The sequence below is a fragment of the Pseudooceanicola sp. HF7 genome (assembly GCF_011806405.1).
GTDB lineage: Bacteria > Pseudomonadota > Alphaproteobacteria > Rhodobacterales > Rhodobacteraceae > Pseudooceanicola.
Window position 1 is genome coordinate 65,319 of the sequence record NZ_JAATOW010000019.1, and the last position, 24,550, is coordinate 89,868.

The window sequence follows — 24,550 nt, forward strand, 5'->3', positions numbered from 1 at the left end:
CACGGTCCGCCGTTCCGGTCGTTCGCTGCGACTGCGAGGTTTTGCGGGACGAAGCGGACATTCGTTTATTCGACAAATCTCTTGAATTTCGATATCTGTGTGGGAAACGATGCCGTAGCAGGGAACCAGCTACCCATGCCAATGCCATGGACATATCGACACGCTTCCAAGGAATGGCGCGCCTTCCTCGATGATGTGAAAGAGCGCATGTCCCTTGAGTCCGACAACATGGCGTACACGGCGGTCGATGCGGTCCTACAGGTGTTTCGGCGTCGTTTGAACGCTCAAGAGGGTTTGGAATTCGCAAGTGTCCTGCCAAGCGTTCTTCGTGCGATTTTCGTGCACGACTGGGATGTTACGGGACCCCGCGCTGAATTTTACGACCGCGAAAAGCTCCTTTCCGAGGTCAAAGCGGTGAGGGTGAACCACAACCTAACGCCGGACAATGCCATTGAGGCAACGGCATGGGCGGTTCGGCGAACCACCAACCGGAGAGACTTCGAGCGAGTGTTAGCGAAGCTACCGGCCGAGGCGCGCGACTTCTGGCAAGTAGATGTCGCCGATCCTGCCGAGCTAGAGCAAAGGATCATCTAGCTGCTTTGCAGCATCTGTCACTCTGGGCTCAAAGCGGCCGATCTCCGCGTCGCGGCGAACCGCTCTAACCTGGCCACACAGGCTGTAATGAACGGCCCTGAACGGACATTCGATGTTTTGATGGGCGCTGCGGCGCGGATTCACGGAAGCGGCCGTTCGGGCCTCGGCGCAGCATTTCCAACAATCCGAGCTCGGCAGTGCGGGACGTAGCGGCCGTTGGCCGCGCTTGCGACATCTCTGTACCCGAACGTCGGCGATGCGCAGTTCGCTACCCCTCGCGCTGAACCCATTGCATGCCGTTTAGGCCCTGGAAGCCGTCGATCGAGAGGGCGCGCTGCTTGACGCCTACCTGCCGCCGTTCACCGGCTTTTACCTGTTCTAGCCGGGGCGGCGGAACCAGCCGCCAAAGTTGCGCGCGATGATCGAACATTTGCGCACCTGGTGCGAAAGCACGTTATAGCCCTTTCGGAAGATGCCGCTCGCGCAGTCGCCTACGGAGAGCCGGGCAATCCAGGCCGAAGCATGGTACCCGGTTTGGGGTAGCGGAGGGGGCTTTGCGGGGCGCGCGGCTGGGTCCGCGGCCTCAAGGACGCAGGAGATACGGCTCCTGCGACGCTTCTCCCGTCGGCGCCAAGGGCTGGGACCCATCGTGCGGCTGCGCGGCGGTCGGAGAGTGGCGCCCCCCCATACTAACAGCCCAAAATTACCATGCGTCGAAATTCCTGTCTCAGCCCTGCCGCGGTCACACCGATTGGGCGTTGACGCAGCGGGCGTTGCGCCGCTCGACCTTGAACAGCAGGACAAGCGATGCGGTGAGCAGCAGCGCGGCGTTGAAGGGGTGAATGGCAAGCGCCGCGCCGCCAGTGGCGGCCAGACCGACCTGCCCCAAATACAACACGAGGAGGGCACAGGCCCACCGTGCGAAGCCCCGCAGCCGCCGCACGAGGAGCGCGTATCCGGCAAGCCCCAGAACGGGCAGTGAAATGATACCGCCAACGATGGCGTGTGCCCCCCAGCCGATCTCGCCGTAGAGAGCCTGGCCGGCCAGCAGGAATTGCAGGCCCAAAACCACCGGCAAGCTGCGCGCGGCGACGGTGAAGGGCGCAGGTGTCCCGGACGAAAGATCCCTGAAAGTGTCGTGGTTGCTCGCGGTCATGCTCATGCCACCTCTTGTCCGCGCGTTGCCGGCGTGGCGGCGATGAAAGCGTCCAGCGCATGTGCATAGCCCTCGGCAGCCTCAGCCAGCTCGGCCGCGCTCAACTTGTCCGCACCGAACGTGATGTAGGGGGCGTGCCACGGCAAGCCGCAGCGACGGGTCGTGGCCTTGAGCGGGGTAAAGATCTCATCGATCGTGAAGTGGTTCGCCCCGCCCCGCCCATAGGCGCCGGGGGTGTTCCCCGCGGTGGCCGCGACCATCAGCGGTGTTCCCGCCAGCCGGTCGCCTTCGTCCTCGGCAAACAGGTAGAACATGCGGGTGAGGACGCTGTCCTGCCAGGCCTTCAGCAGCGCGGGGGTGGAATACCACTGCACCGGGAATTGCAGAACGATCCGGTCAGCCGACAGAAGGCGCTGCGCCTCGGTGCCGGCCTCGGTGAACATGTCGATCACGCCGTCCGGGTAGAGGCTCTGCATGTCGACGACCTCAACTCCGGGGAGCGCGGCGACGCGGTCGCATAGTGCGAGGTTTGCATGCGACTGCGCGATGTCGCGGTGGAACAGAAGTATGAGAGTGCGGGACATGGCTGCCTCCTTGGGATGAAGATTGACCTCAGGATGGCGCTCCAATAAAAATTACTCCAATAGATATCAGGTATAGGATATTATCAATCCCATGAATTTAAGGGCCGTCGACCTAAACCTCCTCGTGATCCTTGATGCCCTTCTGGCAGAAGCGCATGTCAGCCGTGCCGCCCAGCGGCTGAACCTCTCCCAACCTGCCGTTTCAAGTGCGCTCCAACGCTGTCGCGCATTGTTCGACGACCCTCTCCTCGAGCGGGGGTGGGGCGAGATGAAGCTGACACCAAGGGCAGAAATGCTACGCGGACCGATCCGTGACGTGCTGGCTCAGGTAAAGCACTTGCTCGACCCGCCCGAGACCGAGCTTTCCGAGCTGGTACAGGTTGTGCGGATCAGCGCGGCCGATGCACCGACGGCCCTTCTGGCGCAGCCTCTGATCGAAAAGCTGGCCCGAACGGCACCCAACATCTCGATTGTCTTCAAGCCATGGCTCGGCCCCGACGTCGTCGCGCGGGAACTGACGAATGGTGAGACTGACCTTGGCGTCGCGCTCTTCGACCGGCCGGTCGATCACATCGAAGCGGAGACGCTGTTTGAGGCGGACTACGTTGTCGCAATGCGCAAAGAACATCCCGCGGCCGAAAGCTTCTGCCTCGAAAGCTGGTTGGCATGGCGGCATATCGTGGTGTCGGGCCGGGGCGAGCGTCATACCCCGCTCGATGATAGCCTGCGGGCCATCGGCCTTTCGCGCCAGGTCGGCCTCGTGGTCCCGTCTTTTCAGCTCGTCCCTGCGATCCTCTCCACGACCGATCTGTTCGCCATGCTGCCCCGCAAGTCATTCGAGGCGCACCACGGGGGCGACCTCGTCGGTGTTGCCCCGCCGCTCGAAGTCGATCGCTTCCCACTTCATCTCGCGTGGCACGACAGGAGTAGCGATGACCCGGGCATAGGCCATGTGGCCGGGATCATCAGGGCGGTCCTGGCCGCAGAAGGCGGCGAGATCATCAACTCCGGTAACGGATGAAGGCCCATCGTGTAAGCGCTTGGCGTCGTGCTGCGTCTTGCACGAATGCTTCAGAAGGGCTGGGAGCGGACGAATGCACCAGCAGCGAAGCCTTGGCATGATTCCGGTCACTCTGGGCTCTTTCGTGCCGTTCGCCGCGCTTGGCTCGAATGTCCGGTGAGGGCCGTCAGCGTCCGCAGTCCTGGCGCGCTAGGGCGAGCGGCCTGCCGCGCCGCCTCAGATCTGCTTGGAGCCCTCTGCCGTCATTGAAACTGGTGGCGGGGAGGCTTATGTTCGTCGAGCCAAAGACGGAGATTTATGCACAGAGGCTTCGATTGACCCGCATGTAGCGGCATCGCTCGGCACATGGATGCCGAGCCTTTTTGCATGATTTCTGTGGAGTTCTCATGAAGAACGCAAACGTTGTAATCCGGCCCTTTGACGCGGCAACGGATCTGAAAATACTGTCGACCATCTGGTTCGAAGCCTCTCTGGAGGCGCACCCCTTCATCGGTGAAAAACGGCTGACGGAACAGCGCAGGTTGGTCGAGGAGGTGTATCTGCCGAAGGCGGAGACCTCCGTGGCCTGCCTTGACGGAGACGCTGTTGGCTTCATCAGCCTTCTGGACTGTTTCATCGGCGGGATCTTCATCGCGCCGGGCTGGCAGGGTCACGGGATCGGGCGCACGCTTATCGCCGATGCCCTGGCCCGGAAGGGCGAACTGTCCCTTGAGGTCTATACCCACAACGAACAGGCCGTCCGCTTTTACAAGAGGCTCGGATTTCAGGAGGTGTCCCGGCGCGCGGTCGATGACTTCGGGTTCCCGTTCCCGAATGCGGCACTCCGTATCAAGACCTGCGAAGAGGTCTGGCAGGGCTATTCCTTCCTGCCAGACCACCTTCGCGAAGCTAGGGGGCGACCCCTTTGTGGCCTTTCAGAGCCGTTCCAGCGCGGTCGTGACTGTCTCAGCTAACACTTCAGCAGGCTGTGTGCCGTCAAGCCTCAGAACCGGAGCAGTTTGTGCTTTGAGCCAGCGTTCATGCTGCACCAGATTGCGTCCTGTGAACGAGGAGTCATCATAGCGAGATGCCCAGTCACGGAATGCCAGATGGCCTTCATACATGTCGCCACCAGGGAGAATACGATCACCATGTCTTTGTGCCTCTCGGCTCTCCAGACGTCGTAGCCGTATCGCGGTAGGTGTATATAGGAAGGCTATGATATCGACCTGCTCAATCAGGATATCTCCCCAGCCCATAAAGGAACCTGACAAAACCCAACCATCCGTCTGGGATTGCCGCTGTTGGATCAAGCGGACCCGATCTTCTGGCGGGCGCTTTGTTGTGAACGGTAGGTCTGTTGGTATCCAATAGACGTCGTCTACGTCCAGCAATGGAACACCCATCTGCGCGGACAGTGTCGCGCCAAGCGTCGAGACGCCCGAGCATGAAGCTCCGATCAAATATATTCTTGGCACGTCAGTCCCGCCATTAGCATTCAAAACCATGAGGGCGATAGCGGTGCGCGTCACCTTCTGCAATGTCCGCTTCGTCCCGCACAGCAGACCTTGGGGCCCCGCCAGGGTTCGCAAGTGCGGCGAACGGCTGCTTTGGTGGGCCGGGCTGCAGCATTCTGATCCGAGGCTGAATGTCGGATATGGGCCGTGAGCGGCGCCGCTCGATGGGCGACCAGGCGCTTGTCCCTGCCGCGCAGCGAAGGTCGGGAACGAGCCCTTACCTACGCCGATCCCTTTTCTGATACTGTGAACTCTGACTGTCTGAGACCTGAACGCCAAAATTCAAGAATGGCCTGTGCGTTCTCTTCCACATTTGCTTGACCATTCACTTCGATATCATAAACCCGACCGGCATGAATGGTGTGATAGTCTTGTTTTGCACTGCCGAAAGGACGGTCACCTCGGGCAAACTCGCGAGCTTTCAATTCTTCCAATTCGCAATGCAATCCCACAAAAAGGACATCGAAAGGTGCCAGCAAGTTCTTCAGCTCAGGAACCCAGTCAGGTGTGTCAAGAATGTGCTCTACAATCAAATTGTTACCTGCTTTAGCACATGCAGCAAGCGAAGCATGAAAGCCAGCAAAGAAGGGCTTACGCAAGTCAGACCACAGAAACTCTTGGCGATCTATTCGGTCTGTCGGCAGAACACCGCTGTCGCGTAGGTGGTCTATAGAAATGTGCCAGAACGGCAACTCTACTAGTCCTTGGATCGCCTTAGCCGTTGTGGATTTTCCGCTACTTGACGGGCCATGCAGTATAATAATCTGACCATACATACTGACCTCCGGAAACGTCGACGCAGTAACTGGTATACGTGGTCAATGGATAGAGCGGAACGGCAACTTCGTCCCGCACTGCTGACCTTCACTCACGAAAAATGCTGCGCGATGCACGAATGGCTGCTTTGGTGACAGTGCGTTGCCGCATCCACGGTCGCTTCGAACGGCAGGTCTGGGCCGCGAGCGGCGGGCGCTGCGTCCCGCCAGGTGTTCGGCTCGCTGCGTCGCCGCAAGTCTGCTCCCGGCCCATACCGGACGTTCGGTCTTGCTGGGGCGGATGTCCGTCATTGAGGGCTACGCTCTGCAATTCTGGATATCGCCCGCTGATAGCGCGCATCCTATCTCGGCCAGGCCTAGGGGCAATGAGTGAATCCAAAGAAAACGGCACTCGGGCTGCCATTCAAGGTAGCTTCGGTGAGCGCCTCACCCCTGGTGGTCGTCAGATGGTAATCACCGGGGCCGATCGTGTCGGCCAGCCCGGCCTCGAACTTCGGTCCGATCACACGGCCTCAGACCACGGCGATGAGGGCCAGCAGAGCCAGCCCCCACAAACCACCGATGACCAGATGCTTGCGCTGGATGGTCATCGCGCGGCCTCAGTCTTTCATGCTGTGGCTGCCGTGATCCATGGACCCGTGGTCATGGCCTTTGGCGTTCATCTTGCCGATCATCAGCGGGACTTCGACCTCTCCGGCCCGTTCGAAGGTCAGCTTGACGGTGACGGTCTCACCCTCGACCAGCGGTTCTTGCAGTTCCATGAACATGATGTGGAACCCGCCGGGCTTCAGTTCGACCGTTTCTCCGGCAGGGATCGGCAAGCCATCGGCAAGTTCGCGCATCTTCATCACGTCGCCCTCCATCGCCATCTCGTGCACCTCCAAATGTCCTGCGACGGATGAAGACGCACCAATTAGACGGTCGTCCTCGGCTCCCGTGTTGGTGATGGTCATGAAGCCACCGCCGACAGGCGCGTTCGGCAGGGTCGCACGGGAAAATCCGCCCGAGATCTCAAGCGCGCCGGCCGTGACGGCGCCCATGGCGTGATCCGACACCGAACCATGCCCGTGGCCGCCCCCACCCGCGACGACCGTGACCTTCGGCGCGGGGTTCGGCACGTCATGCGAGCCGCTGGTATCGGTCCAGTCGGCCGTGCCGTTGGCGCAGGTCTGAATTGCCGGGAAAAAAAGCACTGTTCCGGGCGCGACATCCGGACCGAAGGTGCCCCGGACCGAGAACTCGTCATACCAGGCATCCGGCAGATCGCCGCCGGACCAGGTTACCTCGCGCAGGCCCTCAGTCATTTCGCGGCCATGGTTGTTGTAGGGCATGGCATAGGCGCCGGTTGCGGTCGTCAGCTCCCACCCGGCCTTCGGCATCGGCTTTGCGGCATAGAAACCATCTGGCAGCGCAATATGAACGGTGTGGGTCGCTTCTCCCTTACAGCCATGGGGCACGCGGAGGGTGATCTTCACAGTCTCGCCAGCCTTAACCTCGTTCTGTTCGAGGGTGGCATGGGCGGACGCAGTGGTGGCGAGCGCGGCAAAGGCGCCGGCAATCAGGACGGATTTCATCTAGTTCTCCATTGGAACGCGCGCGCGGACGCACCGCTGCCTGCGCGAAGGGGCGGCCATGGGGCCGCGGATCTGACAGGGACGGCCCGTAGAGGGCCAGCGATCAGATCGAGGTCGGAGGAGCCCTCGGAGAGCGCGCGTGATCCCGTGCCTGCGCCGCATGATGCAGATCGGTGGACTGGGTCCAGGCCGCGAACGGCAGAAGGGTCGAAGCGATATCGGCCGGCGCCGGAACAGGCGTATCCGAGACGAGGTGACAGAAGGGGCAGTGATGGTCGTGGGCGCTCTCGCCCCCACAAATGTCATCCATGCTCATTGCCATCAGGGTAATTCGGGCCTCGGCCGCATCCGCGCGATCAGGCGCCATCATGGCCGCAGATACAGCACTTCCCACGATCAGGAGAAGCACAGCGGCAATGCTGGTCAGTCGATGGCGCAACCGATGGGTCATGTTGTGTAAAATACACCGGAGCTTTGTACCGACGCCAGAGCCGATGTGCGGGTGCGTCGGTCTGCGGCAGGAGCAAATTGATAGTTGAGCGCCTTGTGGTCTTGGACACAAACAAGCCGTTCGCTCGGTGCGCAGCGAAGGTCGGCTTGCCGCCCCATTTTGTAGGCGACCGACGCGAACGGCCCGTTCCCCTCATTGGCGACGACGCGCGTTGGGCCTATCCTCTTCTGAAGAAGAGCAAGGAAACACGATGGGCGTACCAACATCGAAAACAGAACTTCTGGATGCAATTTCAAAGACATTCGGCAACCTGATATCTGACCTAGAGCGTGTTCCACCGGAGCTTGCACGCACAGCCTCTATGGAAGGACACGCCGCTGGAATGATGATAAGCCCTGCCGATCTGGTGGCCTATCTGCTTGGCTGGAACGAACTCGTTTTGCGATGGTTGGAGCGGGATGACCGTGGTGAGGTCGTGGAGTTTCCCGAAACCGGCTTCAAATGGAATCAACTCGGCTTGCTGGCCCAGAAGTTCTATGCGGATTATCAGCATCTTGACTGGCAGAACCTCCTGATCCGCCTTGCTGCAGTCAACCACAGGCTGGTTGAAACCATTTCATCCCGGACGCATGACGAGCTTTATGGCAGCCCTTGGTATGGCAAGTGGACGAAGGGCCGGATGATCCAGTTCAATACCTCGTCACCCTACGCGAATGCGCGCTCGCGTATCCGGAAATGGTTGAAAACTGTCAGCTAGGCGCAAGGCAGCTTTTTTCCGCGCAGCCGACCTTCATGTTCCTGGATTGCTGCGCGATGCATGAAGGGCTGGTTTGGTGAAACTGCCAGGCAGCGATAGCCTGCTCGGCCAAGGTCGGCTTCGGGCCGACGTGTTCGAAGCGCCAGGAGAGCTGCCCTATCGCCAAGGGCGGCTTGCGACCGCGGAGGGCCTCATGTGCTATCCTCGGGGTCCGTGATTTCCACGACATTCGGCTTAAAGACCGCGAATCCATTCTCATTGCGCGTCAACGGGCAAAGTAGGCCTGCGAGTTCGTAGCGCTCTCGAACGAAGCGCTCCTGATCCGGAACAAGCCCTTCACTGTGAGCTGACCGTGCACAACGACTGCACATTCGGATTCCTACCTCTATCAAGGGCAGCCACGGCCCAGCCTCATTGATATGCCGTGTACATAGGTCAAATTGTGCCATTTGAGCTCCCTGCCGATTCACTTTCGATAGAGTGGTAGCGGCGCAGACGAGCTCAAGAGCGCCAATGCACCTTTGTTAGCTCGCTATGGACGATGCAGTTTGGGCGGGCGATTGAGTGTGCCCAAGAAATCAGTAAGCGAGGCACCTGCTAACACCGTGGGCCGCACGCTGCTGTTCGTTCAGGACGCAGTGGAGGCCCGCCTGGACCCAAACCGGCCGTTCTCTTCGGCTGGTATGAATGTCCGCAGAGGGCCGGCCGCGACAACCGGCCCGCCCTGTTCAGATTTCCACCGCCTCGGCAATCGCGAGCGCATCTTCCAACTCGACGCCCAGGTAGCGCACCGTGCTGTCCATCTTCGTATGGCCAAGGAGGAGTTGCACCGCCCGCAGGTTCCCGGTTTTTCGGTATATCTGCGCGACTTTCGTACGCCGCATGGAATGGGTGCCATACGCGCTCGGCTCAAGACCGATGGATGTCACCCAGTCTCGGACGAGGCGAGCATACTGACGCGTCGAGATGTGCCGCCGCGCATGGTATCGTCCGGGCCAGAGATGTTCCGACCCGACCATCAGCGGCGACTCGAGCCATGCTGCGATTGCTTTCCGGGTCCCTTCGGTGATCTCAAAGCTGACCGGCCGCCGTGTCTTGCTCTGAACGATCGCGGCGCGATGCTTGACCTGCCCCGCCGCAAAGACGTCAGCGACCTTGAGGCGCACCAAGTCGCAGCCACGCAACTTACTGTCGATCGCGAGGTTGAAGAGCGCCAGCTCGCGAGTCCGCTCCGCGATTTCGAGGCGGACCCGGATCGCCCAGACATGTTTCGGTTGCAGCGGACGTTTCTGGCCGACGATGCGCCCCTTGTTCCAAGCCGGACGGCAGGCGCGGATTACTGGTAGGTTGGCGGTAGACATGGTGGTTCCTCCACTCCACCGGTCCCGCCACGTCTTCGGCACTGCGCCGACGTCCCACCATACCACCAAAACGAGGCGAATGTCGGGATCGAGCCCACTCTGTCTGAATTCTGCTTCAGCACCGGACGGGTGTTTAGAGAAGTTCGGGCCACCAACGCCACAAAGGTTGAAGATCGGACGTCTGCGCGACCTCCGTGCTTTCGGGACTGTCGGGAGCAGGTGCCAAACGTTAGCCTTCGTGGCCATTGCGAATGAATGCAGAGGGCGACTGCCCGGTCACGCGCGCAAATTCGCGGTTGAAGTTCGATTTCGTGTTGAATCCGCTGCCGAGCATAGCCTCGGTGACGGTATCGCCACCATCCAAGAGCGCGCAGGCGTTGCGAACGCGAAACCCGTTCACATAGCGCGAGACGTTCTCGCCCGTTGCCCGGTTGATCGCGGCCGAAAGATGCTTGATCGGTACATGCAGCCGCCGGGCGAGACGGGTCAGCGTCAGGTCGGGATCAAGATACGGCCGGTCTCTTTGCATCAGCGCATCAAGGCGCGAGATCAGTTCTGCGTCTTCCTCCGACTGGCGAGGCGCTTCAGGAGCGGCTGCTCCCGCGCTGTCTTCGGCTGTGCCATCCGCGTCGCGTGAAAGCGACAAAAGACCGATGCCGAGAAGCGTGAAGGATGTGAAGATGCTGATGATCAGCGGTCGCCATTCGGCATGCCCGAGCCGGAGAGCAACGGCGATCAGCACGTCCAGTAGGGCCGAGAAAACGAGAAGCAGGCCAACGCCCTTCCAGATCCGCGCCGGTCGTGGCCCGGCGCCCAGCCGAGCGAGCGGCAGTGCTTCGTCGGTCCGAACACGAACCAGGATTGTCGCGCCGTATCCGACGAAGAGCGCAGGCAGCACCACGTCCAATGTGACCGGGGCAAAGACCGTGCAGAAGGCGGTGAAGCCGGGTCCAAGCAGGTGGAGCCAGTCCCTTTTCCGGTCGAACGGTCGCAGGGCTGCGGACTGGAATGTCAGCCAGGCCAGAGGCGGCAAGGCAACGGCAGTGGCAAGTTGCATGGGCCGGAAAATGGACAGCCCATAATGTTGCGTGAGCGAGATCACCAAGGCCTGCAGCCCACAGGTCGCCAGAAACACCAGAAACAGGATCGAGCGATCGCCGGCCAGGGCGTGGCGCAGTGCCAGAAAGCCAAGAACCAGAGCGACCACAAGTGGAATCGGAAGCGTCAACATGGTGACGCAATAGACCAGGATCCGGTTTCGCACGACCTGAAACCGGTTTCAGGACGCGCGACGGCGCTGTTGCATGGCACGTGGGCCCATCATCCGAAATAAGGAGACCCGAGATGAAATACCTGCTGTCCACGACAACGCTTGCCGTCTTGCTCGCCAACCCGGCACTCGCGGACCCGACCGTCGGCTTCGACCGGTTCGATTTCCGGGCCGACCATCGGTCCGGGCCAATCGCCGGGGGCATCTGGTATCCGGTCGGTCGGGCGACCTATGCGGCCGCCGTCGGTGAGAGCCTGATCTTCGAGCCGGTCGAGGCCTATGTCGGCGCGGCCTTTCCCGAAGGAGAGCTGCCGCTGATCGTCGTGTCGCACGGTTCCGGCAGCAGCATCGACGGCACCGCCTGGCTGGCCGCGGGGCTTGCCGAGCGTGGCGCATTCGTCGTGGTGATGAACCATCCCGGGACGACGACCGGCGATAGCTCTCCGCGCCGGACAGCGCGTCTGGCGGAGCGCGCGGCGGATCTGGGTGCGGCGCTCGACCATGTCTTGTCCGATCCGGAGATCGCGCAGCATGTCGACCCTGCGCGGATCACGGCCCTCGGTTTCTCGCTCGGCGGCTCCACGGTGATGGGGCTTGCTGGTCTGCGTCTTGATTCTGACGCTTACCGGGATTACTGCGACAGGTTCGGCGAGGCCGCGCAGGACTGTCTGTTTCTGATGCGTGGCGGAGTCGACTTCAACAACCTGCCGCCGGAATTCTCGGCCGACATGTCGGACCCCCGCTTCAGCTCGATCGTCGCCGTCGATCCCGGCTATACTTATGCTGCGACCCCCTACAGCGCGGCGGCGATCGGCGTCCCTGTACAAGTGGTGTCCTTGGGCGATGCCTTTCCGTGGTTCGCCACGGATGTGCGGGCGGAAGGCAGCGGGCTGATCGACATGTTGCCGAATGTGGAGCATTCCGTGATACCCAATGCAAGGCATTATTCGTTCCTGCCGATCTGCAAGGAGAATGCCGCGCACCTGCTGATCGAGGAAGGTGAAGATCCGATTTGCGACGATCCCGAGGGCTGGGACCGCGGCATGGCACACGCTGCGTCTATAGAGGCGATCGCGCAGTTCTTGAACCTGTAGGCGCCTTGATCTGGCGGGCCCTTCCGCGGAACACCGGCGGAAGGGTCATCGCGTTCGTGTTAGAGCGTCATGCCTCGAAGTTGCCCTGAAGCCGCTCTTTGGACATGGGAACCGGGAGGTTGGATTGTCCGCACTGCGGACCTGGGGGCCTTGGACTATGCTGCGCGGTGCCATGAAGGTCCGGTATGGGGAAGCCGCGCTGCGGCAATGCTGATCCTGGCCAATGACTGGTGAGGGCCGCGAGCGTCTTGCAGCACCGCCGAGCCGGTCATGCGTCCCGCCGCAGCGCCGCATGATCGCTTTGAGCCCAAAGGGGGCGAGGCGCGGCCCGTCACGCTCCCGTCTCGCAACATAGATCGGCCAATGAAATGACGCGCCGAGGGAGCCGGCGCGTCATGCAGGGTGATCAGATCGTCTGGCCGCCCGACACCTCAATGCGCTGTGCAGTCACCCAGCGATTGTCGTCCCGCAGAAGGCTGGCGATCATCGGACCGATGTCGTCCGGCAGCCCGACGCGGCCGAGCGCCGTCATCCCCGCGAACTGAGCGTTCACCTCGGCATTGTCGCGGACCAGACCGCCGCCGAAATCAGTTTCGATGGCACCCGGAGCAACCGTGTTTACCGCGATGCCCCGCGCACCGAATTCCCGCGCCATGTAAACCGTGAGCATCTCGACCGCCGCCTTTGCCGCCGAATAGGCCGCGAAGCCGGGGAAGGAGATCCGCGTCAGGCCGGACGAAAAATTCACGATCCGCCCCCCGTCGGCCAGGAGCGGCAGAAGGGCTTGAGCGAGGAAGAAGACGCCCTTCACATGGACTGCGAACAGGCGATCGAACTGCGCTTCGGTGGTCTCCTCGATCAGGGCGAATTCGCCATGCCCGGCATTGTTGACGAGATGATCGAAGCTGTCGCGGCCCCAAGTGTTGCGCAAATCCGAGCGCAGGCTTTCGACGAAGGCCGGAAAACTTGCGGTGTCGGCAACGTCGAGGGGCAGCGCCACGGCCTGGCGCCCCATCTCGCGGATGAGGGTCACGACCTCCTGTGCTTGCCCGGCGTTCGACCGATAGGTGACGATGACGTCGCCGCCGCATTTGGCGATGGCGAGAGCGGTGTTGCGACCGAGGCCGCGATTGGCGCCGGTGACGAGAGCGATCTTGCTCATGAGAGTGTCCTTTCAGGGTGTCATGGTGTCACTCTGAAATAAAAGTGCGCCGGCGCTTGTAGTTGCCTGAACCTCGCCAAGACTTGCCTGTTTCCATTATTCCCTTCCCCGACAGGCCAATCCAGAACATAAGATATTGCATGACCATTGCCCAAAGCAGTTCGTCCCTTGCTCAGTTGCTCGTCCATTGCCGCCGGTTCGCCGACGCCAATGCCGGGCCCGACGGTTCGGCGCCGACTCCGGCCCGGGGCCTGTCCGTAGTGCGTGCCCTGCACCCGGGAGAGCTGATGGTTGCCGTCCAGAAGCCCGTGATCGCCATGCTGCTGCAGGGAAGGAAGCGTGTGACGACGCTGGGCGCGAGCTTCGAATATGCGCCGGGGGAGGCGATGGTCATCGCGGCGGATATCCCGACAGTCAGCCGGATCGCCCACGCCAGCATCGCGGAACCCTATTACGCGCTCGTGCTCGAACTCGACCCCGCGATCCTGCGAGCATTGCGCCCGGCCGTCTCCGTGCGGTCGGGTAAAGCGCCGCCCGTGAGGGTGGAGCCGATTGACACAGAGGTCATCGATGCCTCCCTTCGACTTGCGCGCCTGCTGGATCGGCCCGAGGCCCTCTCGGTCCTTGCCGACGGCCTGCTGCGCGAGCTGCATTACTGGCTTCTCATGGGGGTTCACGGCCCCGCCATCGCTGCGCTCGGGGTGCCGGACAGCCACGCGGGACGGATCGCGCGCGCGGTCGATATCCTGCGGCGGGAGTACGCCCGTCCGATCAGGGTCGAGGAACTCGCGGAGGCCGCCGCAATGAGTGAGCCCGCGTTCCACAAGCACTTCCGCGCCATCACGACCCTTTCGCCTCTCCAGTTCCAGAAGCAGCTTCGCCTGATTGAAGCGAGGCGGCTCATGCTGGTAGAGGGCGCGAAGATCGCGCAGGCAGCCCACACGGTCGGTTACGCTAGCGTGACGCAGTTCACTCGGGAATACGGCCGTCTTTTCGATGCACCTCCTGGGAGGGACATACGCATCGCGAATGCCGTCGCCTGAGTGCTCGGGATGCACTTCTGCGGATAGACCAGCGTCAGCTTCGTCCCGCACTGCGGACCTCAGGGCATTGGACGATGCTGCGCAGAGCTTTAAAGGTCCGCTACTGGGACGTCGCGCTGCGGCGATGGCCATCCTGGTGAATGCCGGCTTCGGGCAGAAGGCGTCGATCAACACGACGGGCGGGGAGCGGACCTTCGCTGCAAGTAGCATCAATTTTCGCCATGCGGACAATGCTGAAAGTCGAACTTGCACGCTAGAAGGCTGCATTCTCGAAAGAGCGTTGCCGTCGCTCGTCGAAGGACCGTTGGACCGCTACAAGTCGCGGGGAGAGAGATCGGGCATCCGTGTTGGTAGGATCGAGGATTTGACGATTGATGTATGCGTCTCGGCGCGTTCGTGCAGCGGCATCAAGATATCATCCAACTCGGCGACGCTGACCAGGGCCAGCGGTGCGACGAAGCAATCCTCGCCCGTGACCCTGTCGCAGGCTGTGAAACGTGGTTCGTTTAGGATCAGCTGCTCGACGATATGCATCTGCCGCGAGCGCGGTTTGATGCGGACAATGGCCTCCATCGTGTAACCGAATGTTCGGGGATCCACTCGAACACCGAATCCCTCGATTACGCTAGAGTCCTGCAACCTGCGGAGTCGCTCTCCAACTGCCGGGCCTGACAGGCCGACCTGATTGCCGACCTCCGTGAAGCTTGCGCGGCCATTCAAATCGAAGGCGACGATGATCTGGCGGTCGATTTAGTCGAGTGCCTTCATCATGCGGTCTTTATCGCCTCTCTGGGCGAAATGATGAAGGCACTATCGCTGATTTGCCTTTCGTCCGCAGGGGACGAACAAGTCCGCGAGCAATAGGATGACGGGGACATCGAAACAACGAGGACCTCAAGATGAACATTCACCGCATTTCCGCCTTCAGCAGCGACGGCGCAGGAGGCAATCCGGCGGGCGTCGTGCTGCTCGACACGCCTGTCAGCGAAACGAGTATGGCGCGCGTGGCGGCGGAGGTCGGATATTCCGAGACGGCGTTCGCCGTGCCGCTCGGCGACGGTGTCGAGACGTGGCGCGTGCGCTACTTTTCGCCTGCCTCCGAAGTCCCGTTTTGCGGCCACGCGACGATCGCTCTAGGCGCAGTCCTCGGTGCGCGCTTTGGTGCGGGCACCTATCGGCTGACGTTGAACGACGCCGAAATAACCGTCGAGGCGACGCCGGACGAGGCCGGGATGGCCGCCACGCTCACCTCACCTCCGACGCACAGCCGCGCCGCGACCGAGGCGGAGCAGGGGGACGCGCTTGCCCTCTTCGGCCTTACCCCTGCCGATCTGGACGACCGCCTGCCACCGGCACGCATCCATGCCGGGGCGGATCACGTCCTGCTGGCCTTGAAGGATCGCGCGGCCCTGGCGTCGACAAGCTACGACCTCGACGCCGGCCGGCGGATGATGGACGGCCACGGCTTGGTGACGATCATGCTCGTCCACGCGGACGACGCACAGACCTTCGCAGCGCGCAACGCCTTTGCGTCGGGCGGCGTGGTCGAGGATCCCGCCACGGGCGCCGCCGCGGCCGCCTTCGCAGGCTATTTGCGGGACCAAGGCTGGCCTCATCACGGGCGGATTACCATCCATCAGGGCGAGGAGATGGGCGCGCCGTCCGTACTTGAAATCACGCTCGGCGAAGATATCGGATCGCCGGTCGAAGTTTCGGGGAGAGCTTACGAGATCGAGGAGGATGCCGCCCTATAGGGAGCCGGCAGTTCCACTACATCGCGACATCGGTCGAAGTTGGTCTCGAAGTGCTGGTTGTCACCCAAACCGACATGCGCGATCAGGGTGTGTCATCAATTCCGGGCAATCAAAAACGATAGCCCTGTTCACCCGCACTGACATTGAGCGACAAAGGAGTCAGATTGCCTTTATTCGTAAGGATGGGCCTGATAGTTCAATGCGATGCGCCGCGCTGGTCAGTCGATCAAGGATCGCATCCGCTATCGTCGGTTTATCAATGGAGGTATGCCAGTTTTCGACTGGCAGCTGGCCGCAAACGATAGTCGCGCGTGTACCGATACGATCATTGAGAAGCTCCGGAAGATCGTGCTTGCCCGTGGCCTTGAGCTTGCTAACGCCAAAGTCGTCGAGGATGAGGAGATCAGCTCGTTTATCCGGATGCCAAAGGCGCGGCCATACTTGGAGAATAGCCGCCTGGAGTTGGACAGCAACACCGCCGAGCGCGCCGTCAAACCTGTGGCCATAGGCCGGAAAAATGGATGTTCGCCGGTTCCGAGGGCGGCGGCAAAGCCATGGCAATCGCCTTCACCCTGATCGAGTCCGCAAAGCTCAACAACGTCGATCCGCAAGCCTGGCTCACGTCGGTCCTTGCCCAAATCGCCGATCACAAGATCACTTGCCTCGACGAGTTCCTCCCCTAGCGTTACGCTGCTCAAGCAGCGTAACAGCTTAAGAGCAAGCCCAACAGGCCGGTTTCAAAGGACGGGCACGACTTGCCGCTGTCGGTGGGTGCGCATACGGCGGACGGACCCCGGTTGAAATATCCGCTATAGGCCATCCTACGGGATGTGGCGGACTTCGACCCGCATTTGGCGCCAATCCGGGAAACGGCGCCAGACGCTGTCGAAACGGTCGGACCGGCGTCTCGACACGCGGACACAGGCCTTAGACTGAAAAGGTGAGGCACCAGTAAACCAGCAGGACCTGCAAAGGGGACCGGACCAAAAGATACAACGGCCCCCAGTCGTGCCCGCCGCCGCCGCGGCGTTTGAAACTGGCATAGACGTTCACAGCAAAGAAACCGACCAGAACAGCCGCGCAGGTCCACCCCGCGACCGAGCGTGTGGCTGGGATCACAAGCGCGATGGCCAGTGCAAATTCCAGGACTCCGGTCAGCAGCACGACAGCGCGCCGCGCGGGGACCCAGGGGGGCAACATGTCGATCATCTGTTCGGTCATCGCGAAATGACCGATGCCGAAGAATGTGAAGGCAAGCACCAGCCCGGCCAGCCCGCCAGACTGGGCGCGCGCCATGTCGGTAGGAGACAGGCCCTGCGCCAGAAGCCATGGCCCGGTCAGCAACAGGAGGATGATGACCGGGGTTCTCATGATCCGACCCTCCGGACGTGTCCGGCCTGGCCGGGTCGGGCACCCCGCAGCACCATGCGGGCCAAGTTGGGAGACAGGCGCCAGAGGGCGTAGAGCACCCGTGCGCCGCCAATCCTGATCGCCGTCCTGCGTCGTGCAAGTCCATCAAGGATGCCCTTGGCTGCTTGCGTCGCGCTGATCTTGCCCTTGCCGCGCCCGGCCGTCATGTCGGTGTCGACGAGCGGCAGAAGGACCTCGCTCACAAGCAGGCCTGGCCAGGCACGGGCTAGCTCATGCAGGGCGAACGTCGCGTTGGACAGTCCCGCCTTTGCCGCGCAATAGGCCGGTGCAGCGGTCTTGGGCGCAAGGGCGAGACAGGAATTAATGTTGCAGATGAAACCCTCCGGCCCTTTGGCAATCACCGGCATCAAGGCGGTGCTGAGGATCAGGGGTGCTGCTAGGTTCACGTCCAGTTCCTTCCCGATATACGCCGCAATGGCCGCCGTCGACAGGGTGACGGTGTCACCTTCCGTCTGGACGGCCGCGTTGTTGACCAGGCCGCCCGGGTTCTGTTGAACAAGGTTCTGAACAAGCGCGCTGATGGCGCCCCGGTCCGACAGATCGCAACTGATAAAGCGGAAAAGGGGGTCCTGCAGATCCGGTGCTTCGCGGGCGATTCCGATGACCGGCTGTCCCTGTGCCACCAGATGCCGCACCAGTTCCAGCCCGACCCCCCGGCTGGCGCCGGTCACGACAATGGGACGACGCTCATCCATGGGTGTTCTCCGAGGTTTCATAGGTTCTCCATCCGTCCTCGATACAGGGCAAAATGGCGACGAATTCGAAATAGGGCTGAGCGAACAGCGGCGTGTCGCGCAGCCGTTCCATTGCGCTGTTGATCGCGCCGGCGGACTCGGCGGTCAGCATCCAGATGTCCGAGCACATGGCGGAAAAAGCTTCGCAGTCGAACTGGCGCAGGCGAATGTACTCGCTCGGCGCGGCGGCAAGGGCAATTTCTTGGCGCCGTGGCCTCGGCAACGCCAGCCAGGCGGGCAGGGCGCGCACCAGCAGGAAAAGTGTCAGCGGTTTGTAATGGCGGGCGGTTTCGGTCATCGATCCGGCCTTTCGGGTTGCAGAAGTAGACAGGAAGCCACATTATCCGAGCAATGACTCAGTTTTTCTACTCGCATAGGATTCACGTCATGTCCGCCGCCCCGCAAGCCAGAAAACAACCGACACAACGCCGCGCGATTGAAACCTTTGCGGCCATTGTCGAAGCAGCGGCTCGCATTCTGGAGACCGGGGACGCTGAGGCGCTGAACACCAACCGGATCGCCGAACGCGCCGGGGTCAGCGTCGGGACGCTGTATCAGTACTTTCCCGACAAGCATGCGATACTGGTCGCGCTCATCCGCCGCGAGCGTGAGGTGCTGCTGTCAGAGCTGCGTGCGATCCAGGACGGCGGCGAGGAGGTTCTGCAACAGATGGTTGACGTCTCCATCCGGCATCAGTTCGCAAGGCCGAGACTGGCCGCTGCGCTGGAACATATCGAGGCCTCGTTCCCAATGGGGGAGGAGGCCGACGAGATGGCGCGCGAAATCGCCTCGATCTCCTCGGGGCTGTTGGCGCGGCGCTTCGGCCCTCTCGACCCGACCGATCTTCTGACGGCCGTCATCATCGCCCGGTCGCTGGTCAACGCCGCCGGCGAAGGTCTGCTGCCCGAGGCGGGATTGAGGGAGCGCGTCGTGAAGGCCCTTGAGGGGTATCTTCGGGCCGTAAGTTCTCGCGATTGAGGCACGCGCGGGCACGATGCCGGCCGCCCCGCCTGATCCCAGATCACGCCAACGGAGGCATCGCTGCGTTCGGCGCCCCGTTTCGCCTGACCTGCGGTGGGAGCCCCGTGGGAGCGGAGATCGTAGTAAACGCCTCGACCGGATGGCTCCTCGCGGGACAGGTCCGTGTCCCGCAACCTGCCATTGGCGATGACCGACAAGCTGGTGGTCGGCCGGGCGAAATGGCCCGGAGAGCCGACATTCGCTGCGTTCTGCACCGAGGTCTGCTAAGCAAAAGAAGTGACCTGCTCCCCTTGGAGGCCGCGTTTTATAGTTCGCTCTGTTCAGTGTTTGGTCCTCTACTGACCGTTGTTGATACTCCCACGGGGTGAGGCCGTCGAGGCTCGTCTGGACGGTGATGGTTGTAGCGCAGCCTATAGTTGCACCCCGCGACCAGCTCCTTGGTGGCGATTTCGAGATGCTTTTCGTCGTCTGTCTCTCGCAGCCGCGTGTCGGCGGCGAGCTGTGTGCTGGAGTGATCCGGTCCCCGCCTGAGAGAGGCGGAGAACGTTTCGCGCGGCCCGCGGAAGGGGCCGAAAAGTTGGAAAAAGCCCCGTTCCAACGGACGGTCGTCAGTTGGAAAGTTGGAACTTGAGCCAGATTGACTTTCCAACCGGGTCGACAAGAGTCTGAAAATATTAGAACTTTTTCGCACTATCCGGATTGTGGATCCAGAGGTCCCCCGTTTAAATCGGGGAGGCGGTACCATCCCCCCAATTCGCAGTTTGCATCACCTTGGCTCTGACAGACGTGTCCAATCGTTTGCCGGAATGGCATCCTGTTCCGCTGCTGTATCCTCAGGCATCTGCGCAGAGGTGTCGCGACAAGACTGCTTGGGGCGCGTCCCTTTCGACTGACCCTACTCGACAGACCCCTGTTGCCGCCAAGGGCAAGACCTTCAAGATCTGCTCAATCCGGACTGCTTACGGTGACCTCTTGGCGCAGCGCGCCGCTCTTGGCGTCGAAAATCAGAATTCGCTGATCTGTGGTCACTACGGCAACCCAGCCCTTGCCCATCGTCACCGCCTCGGACTCTGTCCCGGAGGGCAGGGTGATCTCTGCCGGAATTGCCGGGGCGGGATCATGCGCAAAGCGGATGACAACCAGCGCGACTAAGCTTAGAACCCCGAAGATCATTACCACCATCAGCGTGGTGACCAACCGCCGTAGCAGCCGCAAATTTGCCGGTTCCGCCTCTGGAATATCTTGCATGACCCTCAACCGCCTTACCGTCAGGATCTCAGAAGATCCGCCCGCACGTCTTGATAAGGCGCTTTCCCGCGATGTGCCAGTAGAGGCATCGCTCTCTCGGACACGTCTTGCGCGGCTGATCTCTGACGGACATGTAACCTGCGACGGCCAGGTGCTGAGCGACCCCAAGGCGAAGGTAGCCGAAGGCGACGTGATAGAAATCACGCTGCCCGCAGCCGCAGAGGTAGAGACGCTTCCTCAGGATATCCCGCTGGATATCGCCTATGAGGATGGAGAACTGATCGTGGTCAACAAGCCCGCCGGCATGGTGGTGCACCCGGCACCGGGATCGCCCTCCGGAACGCTGGTCAACGCGCTGCTGGCCCATTGCGGCGACACCCTCTCCGGTATCGGCGGGGAAAAGCGACCCGGCATCGTGCATCGTATCGACAAGGAAACCTCCGGCCTGCTGGTCGTCGCCAAGAGCGACCGGGCCCACCACGCCCTCGCCGCACAATTCGAGGCACATACCGCAAGGCGCAGCTACTTGGCGCTGTGCCATGGCGTGCCGGATGCCAATGATCCGCGGTTGCGCGGCATTCGCGGCACCTCTTTTGAGGCGGGCGGATTGCTCAAGATCACCACCATGCTGGGGCGCCACAAGACGGACCGTCAGAAACAGGCGGTCAGCTTCGATCATGGACGGCACGCGGTGACCCGTGCCCGGGTGCTGGAGACCTTCGGAACACCCCCGGCGCTGGCGCTGTTGGAATGTCGTCTTGAGACTGGCCGTACTCACCAGATCCGGGTTCACATGTCCCATGCCGGTCATGCGCTCGTCGGCGATCCGGTCTACGGCGGTCGCCGCCGCGCATCGGCCAAGGCCCTTGGGGCAGGGGTGGCGGAGATGGTGGATGCCTTCCCTCGCCAGGCGCTTCATGCGGCGACGCTGGGTTTCGTGCATCCGGTGAGCGGTGAAGATCTGACCTTTGACGCGCCCTTGCCGCAGGATATGAAAACCTTGCTTGAGGCACTGCCCCAGAACGGCTGAATTCCACCGGTTCCCCTGCGTATCTGCTCAATCCGGCCCATCTAGCTAAGGGAGTGTGCATTTATGCAGATTCTCTTTCCTTGCGCGACCGGATGGTGCGGGCGTACAAATCTCGCAACGCTCCGCAGTGGGCAAAGGTAAATCTGAACTTTCTGCGACGGCAAAACGTACACCAACCGTTAAACTTTCGTGACCAATGCTTGCAGGCATGTGTCATCGCACCTATCTGGATGTTAAGCCCATTCACATGGGACCAGAAAACAGGGGAAGGACAAGGATTTGAGTAATTACAAAAATCTTCCTGCACCGACGCCGGAAGGCGGGCTCAATCGCTACATGCAGGAGATCCGCAAATTCCCGATGCTTGAGCCGGAGCAGGAATACATGCTGGCCAAGCGGTGGGTCGAAGACCAAGACACCGAGGCGGCGCACCAGCTTGTCACCTCTCACCTGCGGCTGGCCGCAAAGATCGCCATGGGCTATCGCGGCTATGGGCTGCCCCAGGCCGAGGTCATCTCTGAGGCGAACGTGGGTCTGATGCAGGCCGTGAAGCGGTTCGACCCCGAAAAGGGCTTCCGCTTGGCGACCTATGCCATGTGGTGGATCCGCGCCTCGATCCAGGAATACATCCTGCGGTCCTGGAGCCTGGTGAAGCTTGGCACGACCTCTGGCCAGAAGAAGCTCTTCTTCAACCTGCGCAAGGCCAAGGCCCGGATCGGCGCGCTTGAGGAAGGCGATCTTCACCCCGACAACGTCAAGCAGATCGCCCATGATCTGGGCGTGACCGAGGCCGAGGTGATTTCCATGAACCGCCGGATGGCGGGCTCTGACGCCTCTCTCAACGCCACGGTCGGCTCGGATGCCGACAGCACGATGCAGTGGCAGGACTGGCTTGAGGACGAAGATGCCGATCAGGCCACCGACTACGAGGAACGCGATGAGCTGCAGGCCCGCCGCGCCCTTCTGGCCGAGGCAATGGATGTGCTGAACGACCGTGAGAAGGATATCCTCACGCAACGCCGGCTGTCCGAAGAGACGGTCACGCTGGAAGACCTGAGCAGCCGCTATGACGTGAGCCGCGAGCGGATCCGCCAGATCGAGGTGCGCGCCTTCGAGAAACTGCAGACCCGGATGCGCGAACTGGCCGACGACAAAGGCATGATGGCCTCTGCCTGAGGGTGTCGTGACTGAAGACATTTGTTTGCGCTAACGATCGGCGCCTTCTAGACTCCCTTGCACCATCATTGATGCAAGGGAGTTTTCCATGTCATTTGCACCGCCTGTCCGCTGGGGCATCCTTGGCGCCGCCAACTTCGCGCTGAACCACATGGGGCCGGCCATTCATGCGGCCCGCGGGGCCGAGCTGGTTGCCGTGGCCTCCAGCGCTGCGGAAAAGGTCACGCCCTTTCAGGCTTTTGCACCGGGCATTCGCCATGAAGAGAGCTATGAAGCGCTTCTGGCCGCGACGGATATCGATGCCGTCTACATCCCGCTGCCGAACCACCTGCACGTGGAATGGGCAGAGAAGGCGCTGAGGGCCGGAAAACACGTGCTGTGTGAAAAGCCCCTGGGGATGACCTCAGCCGAGATCGAGGGATTGATCCGGGTTCGGGATGACACTGGCCTGGTTGCGGCAGAGGCTTTCATGATCGTTCATCATCCCCAGTTCCAGCGCGCGCGCGACCTCGTGGCCGATGGCGCCATCGGAGAGCTGCGCTTCGTCAACGCGGAGTTTTCCTACGACAATCCGGACAGCAAGAATATCCGCAACAAGCCGGAAACCGGCGGCGGCGGGCTGCGCGACATCGGTGTCTATACCTTCGGCGCCACGCGGTTCGTGACCGGCGCAGAGCCTGAGCGCATGACCCATGCCAGGAAGGACCTGACGAACGGTGTAGACACGTTTTCCCACAACATCTTCGAATTTCCGGGCTTCACCATGTCCTCCATGGTTTCGACCCGCATGGCGCCACGTCAGGGGATGCACTTCCATGGGACGGAGGGGGTGCTGTCACTTACCACGCCCTTCAACGCTAATGTCTTTGGGCAGGCAGAGGTGCATCTGTCCCGCCCGGACCTGACCGTCATGACCGAGCGTTTCCCCGGTGTGAACCATTACGTCCTGCAAGTTGAGAACTTCGGTGCCGCGATCCGAGGAGAGGCGGCCTATCCCTGGTCGCTGGAGCAGGCCCAGGGCACGCAGCGGATGATCGAAGCCGCGCTGGAAGCGTAAAGCGCAAGCAGCTCAATCGAAGTGAGGGGGGCTCGTCCCCGGGCTTCGGGGGCGGCATGCGTCGCGTCCGAAGCCACCTGACATCCATGATGATCAGCGCCACACCAAGAGGGATCATCCAGAACCCCAGCACGGGCAGGAAGCCTAGTACACCGCCGATGCAGAACAGGATGCCAATCGGCAGGCGCAGTCCCGGTGGGATCGTGCGCCTGAGCCGGACAAGCCCGCGCTGCAACTTGCCGCGCAGGCTTCTTTTTTCGCGTGGACGATCGCCGGTCAGTCTTCCATCGCCTCAAGTTCGTCGATAAAGCCTTCGATCATCGACAGCCCCTTGTCCCAGAAAGCGGGATCCGTGGCGTCCAGGCCGAAGGGTGCCAGAAGCTCCTTGTGGTGCTTGGAACCGCCGGCCTTCAGCATTTCGAAGTATTTGTCCTGGAAGCCCTCCGGCTGGTCCTCGTAGACCGCGTAGAGCGCGTTCACCAGGCTGTCCCCGAAGGCATAGGCATAGACGTAGAAGGGCGAGTGGACGAAGTGGGGGACATAGGCCCAATAGGTCTCGTAGCCGTCCATGAAGTCGAACGCCGGGCCCAGGCTTTCCGCCTGCACAGACATCCAGATCGCGTTGATGTCCTCGGGCGTCAGTTCCCCGCCGCGACGGGCTTCGTGCAGTTTGCATTCGAAGTCGTAGAAGGCGATCTGACGCACGACCGTGTTGATCATGTCCTCGACCTTGGAGGCGAGCATGGTCTTGCGCTCTGCCGTTGTCTCGGCCTTGGCCAGAAGGGCGCGGAAGGTCAGCA

At 61.7% G+C, this 24,550-nt stretch carries 28 protein-coding genes and 2 pseudogenes; 12 read left to right on the forward strand and 18 right to left on the reverse strand.

Annotated elements, in window-relative coordinates; genetic code table 11:
* The first annotated feature begins 81 nt into the window (after positions 1 to 81).
* Positions 82 to 594: a DUF2267 domain-containing protein gene (locus HCZ97_RS12140; RefSeq protein ID WP_368484364.1), complete on the forward strand. Its 513-nt coding sequence runs from the start codon at positions 82 to 84 to the stop codon at positions 592 to 594.
* A 268-nt stretch (positions 595 to 862) separates the two neighbouring features.
* Here HCZ97_RS12140 and HCZ97_RS12145 read toward each other — a convergent pair whose 3' ends face one another.
* From HCZ97_RS12145 to HCZ97_RS12155, 3 genes are all read right to left on the reverse strand, one after another.
* Positions 863 to 1,024 (reverse strand): hypothetical protein, encoded by a 162-nt coding sequence (locus tag HCZ97_RS12145; RefSeq protein ID WP_167688980.1) that lies wholly within the window; start codon positions 1,022 to 1,024, stop codon positions 863 to 865.
* A 312-nt stretch (positions 1,025 to 1,336) separates the two neighbouring features.
* Positions 1,337 to 1,756, reverse strand: coding sequence for a DUF6220 domain-containing protein (locus HCZ97_RS12150; RefSeq protein WP_167688981.1), 420 nt, complete (start codon positions 1,754 to 1,756; stop codon positions 1,337 to 1,339).
* Positions 1,753 to 2,334, reverse strand: a complete 582-nt coding sequence (locus tag HCZ97_RS12155; protein WP_167688982.1) for an NAD(P)H-dependent oxidoreductase — start codon at positions 2,332 to 2,334, stop codon at positions 1,753 to 1,755. Before HCZ97_RS12155 ends, HCZ97_RS12150 begins: the two co-directional genes overlap by 4 nt.
* Before the next feature lie 124 nt (positions 2,335 to 2,458).
* On the opposite strand from HCZ97_RS12155, the gene HCZ97_RS12160 reads away from it, so the two are divergent.
* Together HCZ97_RS12160 and HCZ97_RS12165 are read left to right on the forward strand one after the other, a co-directional pair.
* Positions 2,459 to 3,355, forward strand: coding sequence for a LysR family transcriptional regulator (locus HCZ97_RS12160; protein WP_368484365.1), 897 nt, complete (start codon positions 2,459 to 2,461; stop codon positions 3,353 to 3,355).
* A gap of 386 nt (positions 3,356 to 3,741) precedes the next feature.
* Positions 3,742 to 4,188, forward strand: a pseudogene (locus HCZ97_RS12165) (GNAT family N-acetyltransferase); the annotation flags it as partial.
* Positions 4,189 to 4,269: 81 nt separating this feature from the next.
* Here the strand turns inward: HCZ97_RS12165 and HCZ97_RS12170 are convergent.
* From HCZ97_RS12170 to HCZ97_RS20465, 5 genes are all read right to left on the reverse strand, one after another.
* The gene (locus HCZ97_RS12170) at positions 4,270 to 4,842 is read right to left on the reverse strand and encodes an adenylate kinase (protein WP_167689006.1); all 573 of its coding nucleotides are present in this window, start codon (positions 4,840 to 4,842) and stop codon (positions 4,270 to 4,272) included.
* Positions 4,843 to 5,072: 230 nt separating this feature from the next.
* Positions 5,073 to 5,627 carry a chloramphenicol phosphotransferase CPT family protein gene (locus tag HCZ97_RS12175; RefSeq protein ID WP_167688984.1) on the reverse strand — a complete coding sequence of 185 codons (555 nt, stop codon included), beginning with the start codon at positions 5,625 to 5,627 and terminating at the stop codon, positions 5,073 to 5,075.
* Positions 5,628 to 5,983: 356 nt separating this feature from the next.
* A complete protein-coding gene (locus HCZ97_RS20845; protein WP_167688985.1) occupies positions 5,984 to 6,133 on the reverse strand; it encodes an SCO family protein in 150 nt (49 codons plus the stop codon).
* 93 nt (positions 6,134 to 6,226) lie between these two features.
* Positions 6,227 to 7,201 carry a copper chaperone PCu(A)C gene (locus HCZ97_RS12185; protein WP_167688986.1) on the reverse strand — a complete coding sequence of 325 codons (975 nt, stop codon included), beginning with the start codon at positions 7,199 to 7,201 and terminating at the stop codon, positions 6,227 to 6,229.
* A 103-nt stretch (positions 7,202 to 7,304) separates the two neighbouring features.
* Positions 7,305 to 7,652 carry a DUF2946 family protein gene (locus HCZ97_RS20465; RefSeq protein WP_217701775.1) on the reverse strand — a complete coding sequence of 116 codons (348 nt, stop codon included), beginning with the start codon at positions 7,650 to 7,652 and terminating at the stop codon, positions 7,305 to 7,307.
* 250 nt (positions 7,653 to 7,902) lie between these two features.
* Between HCZ97_RS20465 and HCZ97_RS12190 the strand changes: the two genes are divergently transcribed.
* Complete coding sequence (locus HCZ97_RS12190; protein ID WP_040605141.1) at positions 7,903 to 8,409, forward strand: ClbS/DfsB family four-helix bundle protein; 507 nt, start codon at positions 7,903 to 7,905, stop codon at positions 8,407 to 8,409.
* Between the two features lie 728 nt (positions 8,410 to 9,137).
* Here HCZ97_RS12190 and HCZ97_RS12195 read toward each other — a convergent pair.
* On the reverse strand, positions 9,138 to 9,770 hold the full coding sequence (locus HCZ97_RS12195; RefSeq protein WP_167688987.1) for a tyrosine-type recombinase/integrase: 633 nt from the start codon (positions 9,768 to 9,770) through the stop codon (positions 9,138 to 9,140).
* Positions 9,771 to 9,999: 229 nt separating this feature from the next.
* Complete coding sequence (locus HCZ97_RS12200) at positions 10,000 to 11,001, reverse strand: AraC family transcriptional regulator (RefSeq protein ID WP_167689007.1); 1,002 nt, start codon at positions 10,999 to 11,001, stop codon at positions 10,000 to 10,002.
* 113 nt (positions 11,002 to 11,114) lie between these two features.
* On the opposite strand from HCZ97_RS12200, the gene HCZ97_RS12205 reads away from it, so the two are divergent.
* A complete protein-coding gene (locus HCZ97_RS12205; protein WP_167688988.1) occupies positions 11,115 to 12,134 on the forward strand; it encodes an alpha/beta fold hydrolase in 1,020 nt (339 codons plus the stop codon).
* Positions 12,135 to 12,540: 406 nt separating this feature from the next.
* Here HCZ97_RS12205 and HCZ97_RS12210 read toward each other — a convergent pair whose 3' ends face one another.
* The gene (locus HCZ97_RS12210; protein WP_167688989.1) at positions 12,541 to 13,296 is read right to left on the reverse strand and encodes an SDR family NAD(P)-dependent oxidoreductase; all 756 of its coding nucleotides are present in this window, start codon (positions 13,294 to 13,296) and stop codon (positions 12,541 to 12,543) included.
* Between the two features lie 140 nt (positions 13,297 to 13,436).
* Between HCZ97_RS12210 and HCZ97_RS12215 the strand changes: the two genes are divergently transcribed.
* Entirely contained in the window at positions 13,437 to 14,339 is a 903-nt protein-coding gene (locus tag HCZ97_RS12215; RefSeq protein WP_167688990.1) for an AraC family transcriptional regulator, read from the forward strand.
* 312 nt (positions 14,340 to 14,651) lie between these two features.
* Here the strand turns inward: HCZ97_RS12215 and HCZ97_RS20850 are convergent, their stop codons facing one another.
* Entirely contained in the window at positions 14,652 to 15,089 is a 438-nt protein-coding gene (locus tag HCZ97_RS20850) for an Lrp/AsnC family transcriptional regulator (RefSeq protein WP_167689008.1), read from the reverse strand.
* A gap of 149 nt (positions 15,090 to 15,238) precedes the next feature.
* Here HCZ97_RS20850 and HCZ97_RS12225 point away from each other — a divergent pair, with 149 nt between their 5' ends.
* Positions 15,239 to 16,093, forward strand: coding sequence for a PhzF family phenazine biosynthesis protein (locus HCZ97_RS12225; protein ID WP_167688991.1), 855 nt, complete (start codon positions 15,239 to 15,241; stop codon positions 16,091 to 16,093).
* Positions 16,094 to 16,252: 159 nt separating this feature from the next.
* Here HCZ97_RS12225 and HCZ97_RS20855 read toward each other — a convergent pair whose 3' ends face one another.
* A complete protein-coding gene (locus HCZ97_RS20855; RefSeq protein ID WP_368484366.1) occupies positions 16,253 to 16,612 on the reverse strand; it encodes an ATP-binding protein in 360 nt (119 codons plus the stop codon).
* Between HCZ97_RS20855 and HCZ97_RS12235 the strand changes: the two are divergent.
* A pseudogene (locus tag HCZ97_RS12235) lies at positions 16,511 to 16,776 on the forward strand (transposase domain-containing protein); the annotation flags it as partial. The gene HCZ97_RS20855 and the pseudogene HCZ97_RS12235 sit on opposite strands and share 102 nt — an antisense overlap.
* 244 nt (positions 16,777 to 17,020) lie before the next feature.
* Here the strand turns inward: HCZ97_RS12235 and HCZ97_RS12240 are convergent.
* The 3 genes from HCZ97_RS12240 to HCZ97_RS12250 are packed head-to-tail and all read right to left on the reverse strand — an operon-like array spanning position 17,021 to position 18,556.
* Complete coding sequence (locus HCZ97_RS12240) at positions 17,021 to 17,464, reverse strand: hypothetical protein (protein ID WP_167688992.1); 444 nt, start codon at positions 17,462 to 17,464, stop codon at positions 17,021 to 17,023.
* A complete protein-coding gene (locus HCZ97_RS12245; protein ID WP_167688993.1) occupies positions 17,461 to 18,219 on the reverse strand; it encodes an SDR family NAD(P)-dependent oxidoreductase in 759 nt (252 codons plus the stop codon). The genes HCZ97_RS12240 and HCZ97_RS12245 overlap by 4 nt, the downstream gene beginning before the upstream one ends.
* Entirely contained in the window at positions 18,212 to 18,556 is a 345-nt protein-coding gene (locus HCZ97_RS12250) for a darcynin family protein (RefSeq protein ID WP_167688994.1), read from the reverse strand. The genes HCZ97_RS12245 and HCZ97_RS12250 overlap by 8 nt, the downstream gene beginning before the upstream one ends.
* 89 nt (positions 18,557 to 18,645) lie before the next feature.
* On the opposite strand from HCZ97_RS12250, the gene HCZ97_RS12255 reads away from it, so the two are divergent.
* Complete coding sequence (locus HCZ97_RS12255; RefSeq protein ID WP_167688995.1) at positions 18,646 to 19,236, forward strand: TetR/AcrR family transcriptional regulator; 591 nt, start codon at positions 18,646 to 18,648, stop codon at positions 19,234 to 19,236.
* A 948-nt stretch (positions 19,237 to 20,184) separates the two neighbouring features.
* Here HCZ97_RS12255 and HCZ97_RS12265 read toward each other — a convergent pair.
* A complete protein-coding gene (locus HCZ97_RS12265; RefSeq protein WP_167688996.1) occupies positions 20,185 to 20,487 on the reverse strand; it encodes a DUF6476 family protein in 303 nt (100 codons plus the stop codon).
* On the opposite strand from HCZ97_RS12265, the gene HCZ97_RS12270 reads away from it, so the two are divergent.
* The 3 genes from HCZ97_RS12270 (at position 20,486) to HCZ97_RS12280 (ending at position 23,750) form a co-directional block, all read left to right on the forward strand.
* Positions 20,486 to 21,517, forward strand: coding sequence for an RluA family pseudouridine synthase (locus HCZ97_RS12270; RefSeq protein WP_167688997.1), 1,032 nt, complete (start codon positions 20,486 to 20,488; stop codon positions 21,515 to 21,517). The genes HCZ97_RS12265 and HCZ97_RS12270 overlap by 2 nt on opposite strands.
* Positions 21,518 to 21,796: 279 nt before the next feature.
* Positions 21,797 to 22,693, forward strand: a complete 897-nt coding sequence (gene rpoH, locus HCZ97_RS12275) for an RNA polymerase sigma factor RpoH (protein WP_167688998.1) — start codon at positions 21,797 to 21,799, stop codon at positions 22,691 to 22,693.
* A gap of 88 nt (positions 22,694 to 22,781) precedes the next feature.
* Positions 22,782 to 23,750, forward strand: coding sequence for a Gfo/Idh/MocA family protein (locus HCZ97_RS12280; RefSeq protein WP_167688999.1), 969 nt, complete (start codon positions 22,782 to 22,784; stop codon positions 23,748 to 23,750).
* A 276-nt stretch (positions 23,751 to 24,026) separates the two neighbouring features.
* On the opposite strand, the gene HCZ97_RS12285 is transcribed toward HCZ97_RS12280, so the two are convergent.
* A partial coding sequence (locus HCZ97_RS12285) for a M3 family oligoendopeptidase (RefSeq protein ID WP_167689000.1) occupies positions 24,027 to 24,550 on the reverse strand: 524 nt, incomplete at its 5' end.

What these genes read in the sequence shown, in the direction of transcription:
- HCZ97_RS12270 (WP_167688997.1), top strand. Translation starts at nt 20,486, where the DNA reads ATGACCCTCAACCGCCTTACCGTCAGGATCTCAGAAGATCCGCCCGCA.
- HCZ97_RS12190 (WP_040605141.1), top strand. Translation starts at nt 7,903, where the DNA reads ATGGGCGTACCAACATCGAAAACAGAACTTCTGGATGCAATTTCAAAG.
- HCZ97_RS12265 (WP_167688996.1), bottom strand. Translation starts at nt 20,487, where the DNA reads ATGCAAGATATTCCAGAGGCGGAACCGGCAAATTTGCGGCTGCTACGG.
- HCZ97_RS12280 (WP_167688999.1), top strand. Translation starts at nt 22,782, where the DNA reads ATGTCATTTGCACCGCCTGTCCGCTGGGGCATCCTTGGCGCCGCCAAC.
- HCZ97_RS12255 (WP_167688995.1), top strand. Translation starts at nt 18,646, where the DNA reads ATGTCCGCCGCCCCGCAAGCCAGAAAACAACCGACACAACGCCGCGCG.
- HCZ97_RS12170 (WP_167689006.1), bottom strand. Translation starts at nt 4,842, where the DNA reads ATGGTTTTGAATGCTAATGGCGGGACTGACGTGCCAAGAATATATTTG.
- HCZ97_RS12195 (WP_167688987.1), bottom strand. Translation starts at nt 9,770, where the DNA reads ATGTCTACCGCCAACCTACCAGTAATCCGCGCCTGCCGTCCGGCTTGG.
- HCZ97_RS12175 (WP_167688984.1), bottom strand. Translation starts at nt 5,627, where the DNA reads ATGTATGGTCAGATTATTATACTGCATGGCCCGTCAAGTAGCGGAAAA.
- HCZ97_RS12210 (WP_167688989.1), bottom strand. Translation starts at nt 13,296, where the DNA reads ATGAGCAAGATCGCTCTCGTCACCGGCGCCAATCGCGGCCTCGGTCGC.
- HCZ97_RS12205 (WP_167688988.1), top strand. Translation starts at nt 11,115, where the DNA reads ATGAAATACCTGCTGTCCACGACAACGCTTGCCGTCTTGCTCGCCAAC.
- HCZ97_RS12200 (WP_167689007.1), bottom strand. Translation starts at nt 11,001, where the DNA reads ATGTTGACGCTTCCGATTCCACTTGTGGTCGCTCTGGTTCTTGGCTTT.
- HCZ97_RS12250 (WP_167688994.1), bottom strand. Translation starts at nt 18,556, where the DNA reads ATGACCGAAACCGCCCGCCATTACAAACCGCTGACACTTTTCCTGCTG.
- HCZ97_RS12240 (WP_167688992.1), bottom strand. Translation starts at nt 17,464, where the DNA reads ATGAGAACCCCGGTCATCATCCTCCTGTTGCTGACCGGGCCATGGCTT.
- HCZ97_RS12150 (WP_167688981.1), bottom strand. Translation starts at nt 1,756, where the DNA reads ATGAGCATGACCGCGAGCAACCACGACACTTTCAGGGATCTTTCGTCC.
- HCZ97_RS12215 (WP_167688990.1), top strand. Translation starts at nt 13,437, where the DNA reads ATGACCATTGCCCAAAGCAGTTCGTCCCTTGCTCAGTTGCTCGTCCAT.
- HCZ97_RS12245 (WP_167688993.1), bottom strand. Translation starts at nt 18,219, where the DNA reads ATGGATGAGCGTCGTCCCATTGTCGTGACCGGCGCCAGCCGGGGGGTC.
- HCZ97_RS20465 (WP_217701775.1), bottom strand. Translation starts at nt 7,652, where the DNA reads ATGACCCATCGGTTGCGCCATCGACTGACCAGCATTGCCGCTGTGCTT.
- HCZ97_RS12185 (WP_167688986.1), bottom strand. Translation starts at nt 7,201, where the DNA reads ATGAAATCCGTCCTGATTGCCGGCGCCTTTGCCGCGCTCGCCACCACT.
- HCZ97_RS12145 (WP_167688980.1), bottom strand. Translation starts at nt 1,024, where the DNA reads ATGTTCGATCATCGCGCGCAACTTTGGCGGCTGGTTCCGCCGCCCCGG.
- HCZ97_RS12155 (WP_167688982.1), bottom strand. Translation starts at nt 2,334, where the DNA reads ATGTCCCGCACTCTCATACTTCTGTTCCACCGCGACATCGCGCAGTCG.
- HCZ97_RS12225 (WP_167688991.1), top strand. Translation starts at nt 15,239, where the DNA reads ATGAACATTCACCGCATTTCCGCCTTCAGCAGCGACGGCGCAGGAGGC.